This window comes from Pseudomonas sp. SIMBA_067 (assembly GCF_046534675.1).
In the GTDB taxonomy this organism is placed as follows: domain Bacteria; phylum Pseudomonadota; class Gammaproteobacteria; order Pseudomonadales; family Pseudomonadaceae; genus Aquipseudomonas; species Aquipseudomonas putida.
In genome coordinates, this window is sequence record NZ_JAWRYH010000011.1 from 158731 (window position 1) to 171994 (window position 13264).

At 65.1% G+C, this 13264-nt stretch carries 13 protein-coding genes; 6 read left to right on the plus strand and 7 right to left on the minus strand.

The features are described 5' to 3' along the window. Positions 1-7: 7 nt before the first annotated feature. A complete protein-coding gene (locus tag SB765_RS22405) occupies positions 8-898 on the minus strand; it encodes a LysR family transcriptional regulator (RefSeq protein WP_410931966.1) in 891 nt (296 codons plus the stop codon). A 102-nt stretch (positions 899-1000) separates the two neighbouring features. On the opposite strand from SB765_RS22405, the gene SB765_RS22410 reads away from it, so the two are divergent. The 5 genes from SB765_RS22410 (at position 1001) to zapE (ending at position 6013) form a co-directional block, all read left to right on the plus strand. Beyond that, positions 1001-2080 carry a polyamine ABC transporter substrate-binding protein gene (locus SB765_RS22410; protein ID WP_016500655.1) on the plus strand — a complete coding sequence of 360 codons (1080 nt, stop codon included), beginning with the start codon at positions 1001-1003 and terminating at the stop codon, positions 2078-2080. Between the two features lie 25 nt (positions 2081-2105). Further along, positions 2106-3071, plus strand: a complete 966-nt coding sequence (gene speB / locus SB765_RS22415; protein WP_410931967.1) for an agmatinase — start codon at positions 2106-2108, stop codon at positions 3069-3071. A 203-nt stretch (positions 3072-3274) separates the two neighbouring features. Continuing rightward, positions 3275-3592 carry a hypothetical protein gene (locus tag SB765_RS22420; RefSeq protein WP_063425292.1) on the plus strand — a complete coding sequence of 106 codons (318 nt, stop codon included), beginning with the start codon at positions 3275-3277 and terminating at the stop codon, positions 3590-3592. Positions 3593-3614: 22 nt separating this feature from the next. Then, the gene (locus SB765_RS22425) at positions 3615-4760 is read left to right on the plus strand and encodes a PQQ-dependent sugar dehydrogenase (RefSeq protein WP_410931968.1); all 1146 of its coding nucleotides are present in this window, start codon (positions 3615-3617) and stop codon (positions 4758-4760) included. A gap of 146 nt (positions 4761-4906) precedes the next feature. After that, the gene (gene zapE, locus SB765_RS22430; RefSeq protein WP_341798093.1) at positions 4907-6013 is read left to right on the plus strand and encodes a cell division protein ZapE; all 1107 of its coding nucleotides are present in this window, start codon (positions 4907-4909) and stop codon (positions 6011-6013) included. An 80-nt stretch (positions 6014-6093) separates the two neighbouring features. Here zapE and SB765_RS22435 read toward each other — a convergent pair whose 3' ends face one another. From SB765_RS22435 to yegQ, 6 genes are all read right to left on the minus strand, one after another. Beyond that, the gene (locus tag SB765_RS22435) at positions 6094-7092 is read right to left on the minus strand and encodes an alpha/beta fold hydrolase (protein ID WP_341798094.1); all 999 of its coding nucleotides are present in this window, start codon (positions 7090-7092) and stop codon (positions 6094-6096) included. A 75-nt stretch (positions 7093-7167) separates the two neighbouring features. Continuing rightward, positions 7168-7605: a YqaA family protein gene (locus tag SB765_RS22440; RefSeq protein WP_410912093.1), complete on the minus strand. Its 438-nt coding sequence runs from the start codon at positions 7603-7605 to the stop codon at positions 7168-7170. Next, complete coding sequence (locus SB765_RS22445; RefSeq protein ID WP_410931969.1) at positions 7605-8033, minus strand: DUF411 domain-containing protein; 429 nt, start codon at positions 8031-8033, stop codon at positions 7605-7607. Before SB765_RS22445 ends, SB765_RS22440 begins: the two co-directional genes overlap by 1 nt. A 14-nt stretch (positions 8034-8047) precedes the next feature. Continuing rightward, positions 8048-8911 carry a copper resistance protein B gene (locus SB765_RS22450; protein ID WP_341798097.1) on the minus strand — a complete coding sequence of 288 codons (864 nt, stop codon included), beginning with the start codon at positions 8909-8911 and terminating at the stop codon, positions 8048-8050. Further along, complete coding sequence (locus SB765_RS22455) at positions 8904-10625, minus strand: copper resistance system multicopper oxidase (protein WP_410931983.1); 1722 nt, start codon at positions 10623-10625, stop codon at positions 8904-8906. Before SB765_RS22455 ends, SB765_RS22450 begins: the two co-directional genes overlap by 8 nt. An 81-nt stretch (positions 10626-10706) precedes the next feature. Then, positions 10707-12041, minus strand: coding sequence for a tRNA 5-hydroxyuridine modification protein YegQ (yegQ, locus tag SB765_RS22460; RefSeq protein WP_341798099.1), 1335 nt, complete (start codon positions 12039-12041; stop codon positions 10707-10709). A 133-nt stretch (positions 12042-12174) separates the two neighbouring features. Between yegQ and SB765_RS22465 the strand changes: the two genes are divergently transcribed. Continuing rightward, positions 12175-13239: an AI-2E family transporter gene (locus tag SB765_RS22465; protein ID WP_410931970.1), complete on the plus strand. Its 1065-nt coding sequence runs from the start codon at positions 12175-12177 to the stop codon at positions 13237-13239. Positions 13240-13264: the final 25 nt, after the last annotated feature.

Here is a 13264-nt window from a genome sequence, read left to right on the forward strand (position 1 = left end):
GAGCGCATCAGGCAAACGCCGCGAGTAAATCCTCGGCAATCGCCTGCTGCGCTTCACCCGTCACCTGTGCCCGATGCCTGGCCAGGGTAAACGGCACCACAAAATCCAGCCCTGGGTTTAACGCCCACAACAACCCCTCCGCCTCCCAGGCGTGCGCGCAGTGGCAGGGCAGGTAACCAATATGCCGCCCCGACAGAATGAACGTCAGCACGCTCTCGATCTGCTCCGCCACAGCCATGCTGTGCCGGCTCTGGAACGGCTCACCGCCTTTGAGAAACCGGTATGGATGGCGCACCTGGTCCATCTCCAGCAACCGCTCAAGCTCAACACCCGATTCGCCGAACAGCACATGCCCCTTGCCGCAATACAGCCGTTGCCGCTCCTGGAACAATGGCTGGTAATCAAAGGCCGCCTGGTTGCCGGAGAAGTAGCTGATGGCGTAATCCAGCCGCTGCTCCAGCAACAACCGCTCCAGCTCCGCCGGTGGTGCACTGATCAGCTCCAGCTGCACTGATTCCTCTCGTGTGCGGAACGCGGCAATGGCCGCCGCCAGTTTCAGGCTCACTGCCTTGTCCTGGTTTTCCGCCATGCCGATGCGCACGGTCCCTAGCAACCGCCCGGCAACGCCGGTGGCCTGCTGGCGAAACTGCTCGATGTTCAGCAGCAGCCCGCGCGCTGCATCCAACAGCAACGCGCCTTTCTCCGTCAGGTGAAAGCCACCTTTGCCTCGGCTGCACAGGCGGTAGCCAAGGCGTGTTTCCAGCTGCGCCATGCGCTGGCTGATGGTGGGCTGGCTCAGGCCCAGCACGCCTTGCGCGGCGCTGAAGCCCCCGGCCTCGACTACAGTGACGAACAGCCGCAGCAGGTGCAGGTCGGGATCGTGCACTTGTCCGAGCATTACATTGCTCCTGATGAATGTCAGCTTTGCAAACTTGCCATTTCTGCAATGTAACCCGGCTGGCATGCTCGCGGCATCCACCCATTTGCCGAGGTGTCCGTCATGCGTCGATCGTTGTGCCTGTTGTCCCTGGTTCTGGCCCTGCCGCTGCAGGCCGAAGAAAAGGTCGTCAACCTCTACAGCTGGGCCGACTACGTCGCCCCGCAAACCCTTCAGCGTTTCGAACAGGAAACCGGCTACAAGGTGCGGTATGACACCTTCGACACCACCGAAGTGCTGGAGACCAAGTTACTCACCGGTGGCAGTGGTTACGATGTGGTGGTGCCATCGTCGACCGTGCTGGCCCGGGCGCTGAAGGCCAATGCCCTGCAAGCGCTCGACCCCCAGGCCATGCCCGGCTACAGCAACCTCGACAAGGACCTGCTGGCCAAGCTCGCCGAGGCCGACCCCGGCAACCGCCATGCCGTGCCGTACACCTGGGGTACGCTGGGCCTTGGGGTGAATGTGGAGGCGGTGCGCCAGCGCCTGGGCGACGTGCCGCTGGACAGCCTCGACCTGCTGTTCAAGCCCGAATACGCCAGCCGGTTGAAGGACTGTGGCATCGCCATGCCCGATTCGCCGCAGGAAGTGATTGGCGTGGCCCTCAACTACCTCGGCAAGGACCCTTACAGCCAGGACAAGGATGACCTGGCCGCCGCGCAGCAGCTGCTGAGCCAGCTGCAACCCTCGATCAGCTACGTCGCCAATGGCCGGCAGATCAGCGACCTGGCCAACGGTAGCGTGTGCCTGGCGCTGACCTACAATGGCGATGCCGCGATGGCGGCCGACCAGGCCCGCCGCGCCGGCAAGCCGTTCGAGCTGATCTACCGCATCCCGCGTGAAGGCACGCTGGTGTGGCAGGACAACCTGGTCATCCCCAAGGACGCGCCGCACCCCGAGGCCGCGCGGGCGTTCATCGCATTCATGCTCAAGCCCGAGTCGGTGGCTGCGCTGACCAACACACTGTTCTTTGCCAACGCCAACCAGGCTGCCACGCCGTTGGTGGACGAGGCGGTGCGCAATGACCCGGACATCTACCCGCCTGCCGAAGTGCGCCAGCGCCTGTTCGCCGACCGCAGCATGGCCCTGGCCGACCTACGCCAGCGCAACCGCCTATGGACGGCCTTTCGCAGCCGCCAGTGACTGATAACAACAAAGGAGCCCCACCGTGGAGCAAGCCGCAAGCAACGACCAGGCGATGACCCGCGACAGCCTGTATGGCACTGCCGCTGAAAGTACCTACGCCGGCATTACCAGTTTCTCCCGCCGCCGCTACAGCCGCGATTTGCGTGGTGTGGATGTGGTGGTCAGCGGAGTGCCGTTCGACACTGCCACCAGCAACCGCCCAGGTGCGCGTTTCGGTCCGCGGGCGATCCGCGCCGCCTCGGTGCAGCAGGCCTGGGCCCGGCACTGGCCGTGGGCGTTCGACCCGTTCGACCACTTGGCAGTGATCGACTATGGCGACTGCGCCTTCGACAGTGGCACACCGCAGTCGGTGCCGGACAGCATCGAGGCCCATGCCACCCATATTCTGGAAGCGGGCTGCGCCATGCTTACCCTCGGTGGCGACCACTTCATCAGCTACCCGCTGCTCAAGGCCCATGCCCGCCGCCATGGCCCGCTGGCGCTGATCCACTTCGATGCCCACAGCGACACCTGGCCGGACGAGGAGGGCAAGCGTATCGACCATGGCACCATGTTCTGGCATGCCGCCCGTGAGGGCCTGGTTGATCCTGCCTGTTCGGTGCAGATCGGCCTGCGCACCACCAATGACGACAGCCAGGGCTTTGCCATCCTCGACGCCCGCCAGGTGCACCGTCAGGGCACCGAGGCGGTGATTGCGGCAATTCGCCAGCGTGTAGGTGAGCGGCCGGTGTACCTGACCTTCGACATCGACTGCCTCGACCCGGCCTATGCGCCTGGCACAGGTACGCCGGTGTGTGGTGGGTTGAGCACGGTGCAGGCGCTGGAGATTCTGGGCGGGCTGCGGGGGATCAACCTGGTGGGCATGGACGTGGTGGAGGTGGCGCCGGCTTATGACCATGCTGATATCACTGCGCTGGCGGGGGCGACCCTGGCGATGGAAATGCTGTGCCTGTATGCGGCGCGGCACAGGGTAGACAAGAGCCAGTGATCCGGGGCCGCTTTGCGGCCCATTCGCAGCACAAGGCTGTTCCTGCAGGGCCTTGCGTCGCAATGGTCTGCAAAGCAGCCCCACGAGCACATACTGAAACATCAGGAATCATCTCCGCCCAAATTCACACTTTTGTCTCGAACCCCTCGCGCCTTAGGCTATCAAACCCACCAGGCGCGGCATTTTCGTACAGGAGGTGAAGCATGAACCCGACATTGCCCATCCTGGCCCTGGGCCTGGCCTTGTGCCTGCCTGCGCACGCTGCCCCGCAACAGCCTTTGCAGCTTGCCGCTGGCAACAACAACCCCTACAACAGCCCGATCCAGCGCGCCAACCCCAACAGCCGCCAGGGCAGTATGCCGGCCACGCCCCCAGTGCGCGGCCCGTCCACCGACCCGTACCAGCGCACGCCCAGCCTGGACAACCGCGGCATCGGCAACGGCGACAACCTGCGTCGGCAGCAACAAACCCCAAACCTGGAACCGAGCCGGCCGCCCCGCGACAGCACGCGGGCGCCGTGAGCCCATACGGAAGGAATCCTGCATGCCCAGAGCAACCTGGCTAGCTACCCTGACTGCCGCCGCACTCATGCCCCTGCTGGCACAGGCGGCGGCAGAGCAACAGTTTCGCAGCGAAGAAGGCACGTTGACCGTCAGCACCCTGGCCGACGGCCTGCGCAATCCTTGGGCGCTGGCATTTCTGCCGGGCGGCAAGGACATGTTGGTAACCGAGCGCGCCGGCAACCTGCGGGTGGTCAACGCTGAAGGCAAAGTCGGCCCGCCGATCAGCGGCGTGCCCAAGGTCTGGGGCGAGGGCCAGGGTGGCTTGCTGGACGTGGTGCTGTCACCGCAGTTCGACAAGGACCGTACCGTGTACCTGTCCTACGCCGAGGAGGGCAGTGACGGCAAGGCCGGTACCGCCGTCGGTCGTGGCCAGCTGTCCGAAGACCGCGCGCGGCTGGATAACTTCAGCGTGATCTTCCGCCAGCAGCCCAAGCTGTCGGTGGGCAACCACTTCGGCTCGCGCCTGGTGTTCGACCGCGACGGCTATCTGTTCATCGCGTTGGGCGAGAACAACCAGCGCCCCACTGCCCAGGACCTGGACAAGCTGCAAGGCAAGATCGTGCGCATCTTGCCGGATGGCGAAGTGCCCAAGGACAACCCCTTCGTCGGCAAGGACAACGTGCGGCCGGAGATCTGGTCGTTCGGCCACCGCAACCAGCAGGGCGCCGCGCTCAACCCCTGGACCGGCAAGCTGTGGACCCACGAGCACGGCCCGCGCGGTGGCGACGAAATCAACATCCCCGAGCCCGGCAAGAACTATGGCTGGCCGATTGCGACCCATGGCATCAACTACTCGCTGCTGCCGATTCCCGAGGCCAAGGGCAAGCATGTGGACGGCATGGTCGACCCACACCATGTGTGGGAGAAGTCACCGGGTATCAGCGGCATGGCGTTCTACGACAGCCTGACATTCAAGGCCTGGGACCACAACCTGTTCATTGGTGCACTGGCGACACAGGAGCTGATCCGTTTGCAGTTGAAGGGCGACAAGGTGGTGCATGAGGAGCGTTTGCTCGGTGACTTGAAGGCGCGTATCCGCGATGTGCGGGTTGGTCCGGATGGCTACATCTATGTGCTGACCGATGACAAGGACGGCGCATTGCTGAAGGTTGGCCTGGCCGACTGACGCGGTCCCTGTAGGAGCGGCCTTGTGCCGCGATGGGCCGCAGAGCGGCCCCAACAATCTATGCTGCAATGCCGAAGTCCTGGGGCCGCTGCGCGGCCCATCGCGGCACAAGGCCGCTCCTACAGGGACCTGTGTAGAATGCGGCCATGGCCATCACTCCCCAATCCCTTTACCAGCAAGCCCTGAGCACTCAGGGCTACGCTGACGACCCTGCCCAGGCCCGCGCCGTCAATGCCTTGCAGGCCTGCTTCCTGGCTGTCGAGCAGGGCCGCCCCACCCAGGGCATCTACCTCTGGGGCCCGGTCGGCCGGGGCAAGACTTGGCTGATGGACCAGTTCCACCGCTGCTTGTGCGTATCCAGCCGGCGCCAGCACTTTCATCACTTCATGGCCTGGGTCCACCAGCGCCTGTTCCAGCTCAATGGCACCGCCGACCCGCTGCTGGCGTTGGCCCGGGAGCTGGCCGGGCAGATCCGCGTGTTGTGCTTCGACGAACTGTTCGTCAACGACATTGGCGACGCGATCATCCTCGGCCGCTTGTTCCAGGTACTGTTCGACCAGGGCGTGGTGATCGTCGCCACCTCCAACCAGCCACCCGACCATCTCTACCGCGACGGTTTCAACCGCGAGCGGTTCCTGCCGGCCATCGCCGCCATTGAGCGGCACATGCAGGTACTGCCGGTGACGGGCGAGCAGGACCACCGCCTGCACCCCGGTGCAGAGCGGCAGCGCTACTGGGTTGCAGCGACAGGGCAGGCCAGCCCGCTGGGCGAGGTGTTCTGCCAGCTCAGCCCGGATCACACGGGTACTGATCAGCCCTTGGTTATCGGCTCCAGGCAGGTGCAGGTCGTGCGGCGCAGCGAGCAGGCTATCTGGTGTCGCTTCACCGACCTGTGCGAACAACCGCTGGCGGCCATGGAATTCATGGCACTTTGCGACCGTTTTCCGGCCATCCTGGTGTCGGGTATTCCGGCGCTGGGCGGTAAGCAGCAGGCCGGTCGCATTGCGCGTGGCACTGAAGATGGTGCGGCGCGGGTGGTGGCAGGCGACCGTGAGCTACCGGCGCTGTCGCCCAAGGACGATGCGGTACGCCGCTTCATCGCCCTGGTCGATGAGTGCTACGACCGCCGTGTGGCACTGTACCTCGAGGCCGAGGTGCGGCTGGAAGAGCTGTATACGCAGGGGTATCTGGCATTCCCGTACCAGCGGACCTTGAGCCGGTTGCGGGAGATGCAACTGCAACGGTTTGGCTGAACGGTGCAGGGGGCCGCTGTGCGGCCCATCGCGACGCAAGGCCGCTCCCACAGATACCGTGCTGGTCTCGAGCCGCCGTTTTACTTGGCCAGCCACTCGACCAGCGTGCGGTTGAACCGCACGGGTTCTTCGATCTGCGGCGCATGCCCCATGCCTTCGAAGGTGATCAGTTCACCTTTGGGGATCAGCTTGGCCACCTGCGGGCCAAGCACTTCATACTTGCCCAGCTTCGCCTTTACCTCCGGCGGTGCGATATCGCTGCCAATGGCCGTGGTGTCCTTGTCGCCGATCAGCAGCAAGGTCGGCATTTGCAGGTCCTTGAACTCGTGGTACACCGGTTGGGTGAAAATCATGTCGTAGATCAGCGCCGAGTTCCACGCCACCGCTTCATGCCCCGGCCCCTTGTTCAGGCCCGCCAGCATCTGTACCCAGCGCTCGTACTCCGGCTTCCAGCGCCCGGCGTAGTAGGTCTTGCGCTCATACTCGCGCACGCCCTCGGCATCCAGCTTGAGCTCGCGCGCATACCACTGGTCCACCGTACGGTAGGGCACGCCCAGCGCTTTCCAGTCCTCCAGGCCAATCGGGTTGACCATGGCCAGGCGTTCCACCTGCTGCGGGTACATCAGCGCATAGCGGGTGGCGAGCATGCCGCCCGTGGAATGCCCGAGCACGATGGTTTGCCTGATACCCAGCTGTTCGAGCAAGGCATGGGTGTTGTCGGCCAACTGCTGGAAGCTGTACTGGTAATGCGCGGGCTTGCTGGAAGTGCAGAAGCCGACCTGGTCGGGGGCGATGACCCGGTAACCGGCCTTGCTCAGGGCGTCGATGGTGGTTTCCCAGGTGGCGGCGCAGAAGTTCTTGCCGTGCATCAGCACCACGCTGTGGCCGTTGGCTTGGCCTTGTGCGGGGACGTCCATGTAGCCCATCTGCAGGGACTGGCCCTGGGACTTGAAGTCAAAGTGCTTGAGCGGGTGGGGATAGCTGAAGCCTTCGAGCTGGGGGCCGTAGGTAGGCGTTTCGGCGGCGATGGCCGGGCTGCCGGCAAGGCAGGCCAGGGCCAGGGCGGTTGCGCGCAGCATGGGGGCACTCCGTGTAGGGCCATATAGGAGAAGGCGACTTTAGCAGCCAGGCGCGCGCCGGGAACGTGAAAGGTGTTACCAGGCGTGAAACCAGCCCAGGGTAATCATCGCCAGCACCGCATAACGGCCAGCCTTGGCCAGGGTCACCAGCAGCAGGAAGCGCCAGAACGGCTCCCGCATGATCCCGGCGATCAATGTCAGCGGGTCGCCGATCACCGGCATCCAGCTGAGCAGCAACGACCATTGCCCCCAGCGCTGGTAACGCTGCTGCGCGCGCTGCAGTTGGGCAGCGGTGAACGGGAACCAGCGTTTGTCGCGCAGGTGCTCGACGGCGCGGCCCAGCAGCCAATTGACGACCGAACCCAGCACATTGCCCAGAGTGGCCACCAGCAGCAGGGTTGCCCAGGCCTCGGGCTGGCGCAGCAACAGGCCGACCAGCACGGCCTCCGATTGCAGCGGCAGCAGGGTGGCGGCGCCGAAGGCGCTGAGAAACAGCGCCCACAAGCTGAGCATCAGTAGTCGGCTACAACGGTGTCCTGGCCATCCTGGGTGACGCCGATGACCTGGTAGGCATCCTTGTGGTCACCCATTTCCATGCCGGGCGAGCCCATGGGCATGCCCGGTACGGCCAGGCCCTTGAGGTCGCTACGCTTTGCCAGCAGGCGCACCTGCTCGGCCGGCACATGGCCTTCGACGAACTTGCCGTCGATCACCCCGGTGTGGCACGACGCCAGGCGCGGCGCCACGCCCAGGCGCTGCTTGACCGCGCTCATGTTCGGCTCGACGTGGTCGTTGACGGTGAAACCATTGTCACGCAGGTGGCTGATCCAGGCCTTGCAGCAGCCGCAGTTGGGGTCGCGGTAGACGTCGATGGTCTCGGCGGCCTGGGCCAGGCCGGTGATGGCCAGCAGGCCCAGGGCCAGCAGGTGTTTGCGCAGCATGGTGAGGCACTCCTTTAGAAACGCAGGCGGATACCGGCAACCAGGCGGGTCTGGCCCAGGTCTTCGCCGTCTTCGCGGGCCTGGTCGGCACGCGTGCCGTGCAGGCGATTGAAGCTGACCCCGATGTAGGGCGCGAAACCGCGCGTGATCTCGTAGCGCAGCCGCAGGCCCACCTCGCTGTCGGCCAGCCCAGCGCCTTGCTCGCGCCTGGCGTCGTTGCGGCCGTAGAGGTTGGCTTCCAGGTTCGGTTCCAGTATCCAGCGGTTGGTCAGCAGCATAGCGTAAGCGGCTTCCAGGCGCAGCGCGGTCTGTTGCCGCTCGCCGGCGTAGGCGGTGGCTTGCAGCTCCAGGCCATACAGCGGCGTGCCTTGAATGCCGAAGCCAGCCCAGGTCTGGCCGCTGGCGGGCTTGAAGTCCTGGCGCACGCCGGCCACCAGCTCCCACCACGGGCTCACGGCATGGCCCCACAGCGCCTGCACTTCGGCCTTGTGCGTCTTGCCTTGCTCGCGTTCGCCTTCCGTGCGCAGCCACAGGCGGTCGATATCGCCGCCGACCCAGGCCGTGGCGTTCCAGTTCAGCGCACTGTTGCCCTCGAAGTTCTGGTATTCGAGCTTGTCGACGATCACGGCCCAGTTCAGCGCCCGGTCGTGTACCTGGTGCCCAGGCAGTGGCGGGAAGGCGGCGCGGCGGTCGGCGTCGGTGATTGCAGGCAGGGGCGTGCGCGGCGGGCTGGGCGTAGCCGGGCCATGGCTCATGCTTTCATGGTTCATCTGGCCATGGTTCATGTGCGCCATGCCAGCGGCCAGCGCACGTTCGCTGGCGAACAGGGTCAGCAGGGCCACGCCGGCCACGACGCTGCGGTTACGGGTGTCATTCATCGACGCGTACCTCGCGGAACATGCCGGTCTCCATGTGGTAGAGCAGGTGGCAGTGGTAGGCCCAGCGGCCAAGGGCGTCGGCAGTCACCCGGTAGGAACGTCGGCTGCCGGGCGGGATGTCGACGGTGTGCTTGCGCACCAGAAACTGGCCGTGCTCGTCTTCCAGGTCGCTCCACATGCCGTGCAGGTGGATGGGGTGGGTCATCATGGTGTCGTTGACGAGGGTGATGCGCACCCGCTCGCCGTAGGCCAAACGCAACGGCTCGGCATCGCTGAACTTGACGCCGTCGAACGACCAGGCGAAGCGCTCCATGTGGCCGGTCAGGTGCAGCTCGATGTCGCGGGATGGTGTGCGGCCGTCCGGGTCGGGGTAGGGGCTGCGCAGGTCGGCGTAGGTCAGCACGCGGCGGCCATTGTTGCGCAGGCCTATGCCAGGGTCGGCCAGGTTGGCGCGCGGGGCCATGGTCTGCATGTCCACCAACGGGTTGCCGGTTTCACTGGGCGGGTGTTGTTGCATCGCTGACATGGCCGTGTGGTCCATGCCGGCCATGTTGCTGTGATCCATGCCGGTCATGTCGCTGTGATCCATGCCCGCCATGGCGCCCATGCCGCCGTGGCCCATGTCGTCCATGCCCAGCACCGGGCGCTGGTCGGGGGCCGGCACGGGGGCCTGCAGCCCGGTGGCGCGGGCCAGGGTGCCGCGGGCGAAGCCGGTACGGTCCATGCTCTGGGCGAACAGGGTGTAGGCAGGTTGGTCGCCCACGGTCACCAGCACGTCATAGGTTTCGGCCACGGCAATGCGCAGCTCATCCACGCTCACCGGCGTCACCGGCAAGCCGTCGGCGGCGATCACCGTCAGCTTCAGCCCGGGGATACGGAAATCGAAATAGGTCATGGCCGAGGCGTTGATCAGCCGCAGGCGCACGGTTTCGCCCGGTTGGCACAGGCAGGTGAAGTTGCCCTCCGGCGGCTGGCCATTGAGCAGGTAGGTATAGGTGGCGGCGCTGATGTCGGCGAGGTCGGTAGGGCTCATGCGCATGCGCGCCCATGCCGTGCGCTCGGCGACGGTGGGGCTCCAGCCGTTGTCGGCCACGTCATCGATGAAATCGCCGACCGTGCGCTTGTGGTAGTTGTACGCGTCGGACTGTTTCTTCAGGGTGGCCATCAGCTGTTCCGGCGCCTGGTCCGACCAGTCGCTGAACAGCAGCACGTGGTCGCGCTGGTAGTGGTGCGGTTCGGGTTCGCGCGGCTCGATCACGATGGCCCCGTATACTCCGGCCTGTTCCTGCAGCCCCGAATGGCTGTGGTACCAGTAAGTTCCACTTTGGCGCAAGGTGAACCGGTACAGGTAGTCCCCGCCGGGTTCAATGCCGGCGAAGCTCAGGCCAGGTACGCCGTCCATGTTGGCGGGCAGGATGATGCCGTGCCAGTGGATCGAGGTGTCCTGTGCCAGCCGGTTACGCACGCGCAGGGTCACGGTGTCGCCTTCGCGCCACCGCAGCACCGGGCCGGGCAGGCTGTTGTTGATGGTCAGTGCGGTGCGCGGGCGGCCGGTGATGTTGACCGGGGTCTGGCCGATGAACAGCTCGAAGTGCTGGCCGGCCAGGTCCTGGCCTTCGGCGGCCTGGGCCAGCGGGCGCCACAGCCCCAGGCCCGCCAGTGTGGTGGCGGCGCCCAGGCCTTTGACGAAGGTACGGCGGGTGGGGGTGCGCAACATGGCGTGGCCTCATGCGGGGGAGCCACGATGTTCGCTGCAGGCGCCTGTCAGGCAGCTGAGGCGCACATTACAGCATTGTCAGCTTGCCACCTCGTCGGCGCGCAGGTCGCGCATCAGCAGGGCGTAGTCAAGTGCGACCTGCTCCGGAATGGGCAGGTACACCACATGGCCGTCGCCTGGTGCCACGTCGATGGCCTGCTGCTGGCGGTTGCACAGGCGGTGCAGGTCGAAGTGGTAATTGCCACGCGGGGTCATCAGCTCCAGGTGGTCACCTACGGCAAAGCGGTTCTTCACCTTGACCTCGGCCAGGCCTTCGACACGCACGCCGGTCAGTTCACCGACGAACTGCTGGCGCTCCGAGACCGAGTTGCCGCGTTGGTAGTTCTGGTATTCATCGTGCACGTGGCGGCGCAGGAAGCCTTCGGTGTAGCCGCGTTGCGCGAGGGATTCGAGGTTGCCCATCAAGGCGCGGTCGAACGGCCGCCCGGCCACGGCGTCGTCGATCGCCTGGCGGTACGACTGTACGGCACGGGCACAGTAGAAGTGCGACTTGGTGCGGCCTTCGATCTTCAGCGAATGCACGCCCATGCCGGCCAGGCGCTCGACGTGCTGGATGGCGCGCAGGTCCTTGGCGTTCATGATGTAGGTACCGTGTTCATCTTCGAACGCCGGCATTTCGGTGCCGGGGCGGTTGCTTTCCTGCAGCAGGAAAACCTGCTCGGTAGGGGCGCCCAGGCCAAGGGTGGGCTGCACTTCGCGCACGATGTCGCCGGTGGCGTTCTCGGTGGCCGGCGTGGCGTCGTACTTCCAGCGGCAGGCGTTGGTGCAGGTGCCCTGATTGGCGTCACGCTTGTTGAGGTAGCCCGACAGCAGGCAACGGCCGGAATAGGCCATGCACAGCGCGCCGTGGACGAACACCTCCAGCTCCATGCCCGGCACCTGCTGGCGGATTTCCTCGATTTCTTCCAGGGACAGCTCGCGTGACAGGATCACCCGGTTCAAGCCCATTTGCTGCCAGAACTGCACGCTCGCCCAGTTGACTGTGTTGGCCTGCACCGACAAGTGCACCGGCATCTGCGGGAAGTGCTGGCGCACCAGCATGATCAGGCCGGGGTCGGACATGATCAGCGCGTCCGGCGCCATGTCGATGACCGGTGCCAGGTCCTTGAGAAAGGTCTTGAGCTTGGCGTTGTGCGGGGCGATGTTGACCACTACGTAGAAGCGCTTGCCCAGGGCATGCGCCTCCTGGATCCCCAGCGCCAGGTTGGCGTGGTCGAATTCGTTGTTGCGCACCCGCAAGCTGTAGCGCGGCTGGCCGGCGTAGACTGCGTCGGCGCCGTAGGCAAAGGCGTAGCGCATGGTCTTGAGGGTGCCGGCAGGAGCGAGCAGTTCGGGCTTGGCGGTAGGGTTCATGTGCGCACCGGGGCAAAAAGGCCGGGATGCTAGGGGCGATGGACAAGGCGCGTATTGATTTGCGTCAAGTGAGCGCGGCACTTTTGCCCGAGTGCCATGCACTAATCTCTCACAAGCCATGAGAGGAACTGCAATGAACGAAACCACGCTACAGAACAAAGCCCTGGCAGTACTCCTGGCGCTGGTGACCATTGCCTTCTTCTGGATCCTGTTGCCGTACTATGGCGCAATCTTCTGGGCGGTGATCCTCGGCATCCTGTTCGCCCCGCTGCAGCGCCACCTGCTGATCCGCTTCGGGCGGCGACGCAACCTGGCTGCGGCCACGACCACGCTGGTGTGCCTGCTGGTGGCGATCCTGCCGGTGATCATCACCAGCGCGCTGTTGGTCCAGGAGGGCGCCACGCTGTACCAGCGCATCGAAAGCGGGCAACTGGACATTGCCGGTTACGTCGAGCACGGCAAGGACCTGCTCCCGGCATTCGCCCAGCATGGCCTGGACAACATGGGCATGGGCAACCTCGACGGGTTGCGTGACAAGATCACCAAGTGGGCAACCCAAGGTAGCCAGGTATTGGCCAGCCAGGCATTCAGCTTTGGCCAAGGCACGTTCGAGTTCGTGGTCAGCTTTGGCATCATGATGTACCTGCTGTTCTTCTTTCTGCGCGATGGCCCGGAAGTGGCCCGCCGGGTGAGGCAGGCCGTGCCGCTGCCCGAGCACCAGAAACGCCGTTTGCAGCTGAAGTTCAACCGTGTGGTGCGGGCCACGGTAAAAGGCAACGTATTGGTGGCCATTACCCAAGGGGCGCTGGGCGGGTTCATTTTCTGGGTGCTGGATATTCCCAGCGCACTGGTGTGGGCGGTGCTGATGGCGTTCCTGTCGCTGCTGCCGGCGGTGGGTGCGGGCATCGTCTGGGCGCCGGTGGCCGCGTATTTCCTGCTGACCGGGGCAATACTGCCGGGGATTATCCTGACCGCGTTCGGGGTGCTGGTGATTGGCCTGGTGGATAACGTGCTGCGGCCGATTCTGGTGGGCAAGGATACGCGCATGCCGGACTACCTGATTCTGGTGTCGACGCTGGGTGGGCTGGCAGTATTCGGGCTCAACGGCTTCGTGATCGGGCCATTGATCGCGGCGCTGTTCGTGTCCAGCTGGGCGATCTTTGCCGCGACCAAGCCGCAGGTGCAATTGCCACAGTAGGGGTTTACCAACGCGCCAGGGTTGG

Coding starts and splice junctions, on each gene's coding strand:
- SB765_RS22405 (WP_410931966.1), bottom strand. CDS start 898: ATGCTCGGACAAGTGCACGATCCCGACCTGCACCTGCTGCGGCTGTTC.
- SB765_RS22410 (WP_016500655.1), top strand. CDS start 1,001: ATGCGTCGATCGTTGTGCCTGTTGTCCCTGGTTCTGGCCCTGCCGCTG.
- SB765_RS22420 (WP_063425292.1), top strand. CDS start 3,275: ATGAACCCGACATTGCCCATCCTGGCCCTGGGCCTGGCCTTGTGCCTG.
- SB765_RS22425 (WP_410931968.1), top strand. CDS start 3,615: ATGCCCAGAGCAACCTGGCTAGCTACCCTGACTGCCGCCGCACTCATG.
- zapE (WP_341798093.1), top strand. CDS start 4,907: ATGGCCATCACTCCCCAATCCCTTTACCAGCAAGCCCTGAGCACTCAG.
- SB765_RS22435 (WP_341798094.1), bottom strand. CDS start 7,092: ATGCTGCGCGCAACCGCCCTGGCCCTGGCCTGCCTTGCCGGCAGCCCG.
- SB765_RS22440 (WP_410912093.1), bottom strand. CDS start 7,605: ATGCTCAGCTTGTGGGCGCTGTTTCTCAGCGCCTTCGGCGCCGCCACC.
- SB765_RS22445 (WP_410931969.1), bottom strand. CDS start 8,033: ATGCTGCGCAAACACCTGCTGGCCCTGGGCCTGCTGGCCATCACCGGC.
- SB765_RS22450 (WP_341798097.1), bottom strand. CDS start 8,911: ATGAATGACACCCGTAACCGCAGCGTCGTGGCCGGCGTGGCCCTGCTG.
- yegQ (WP_341798099.1), bottom strand. CDS start 12,041: ATGAACCCTACCGCCAAGCCCGAACTGCTCGCTCCTGCCGGCACCCTC.
- SB765_RS22465 (WP_410931970.1), top strand. CDS start 12,175: ATGAACGAAACCACGCTACAGAACAAAGCCCTGGCAGTACTCCTGGCG.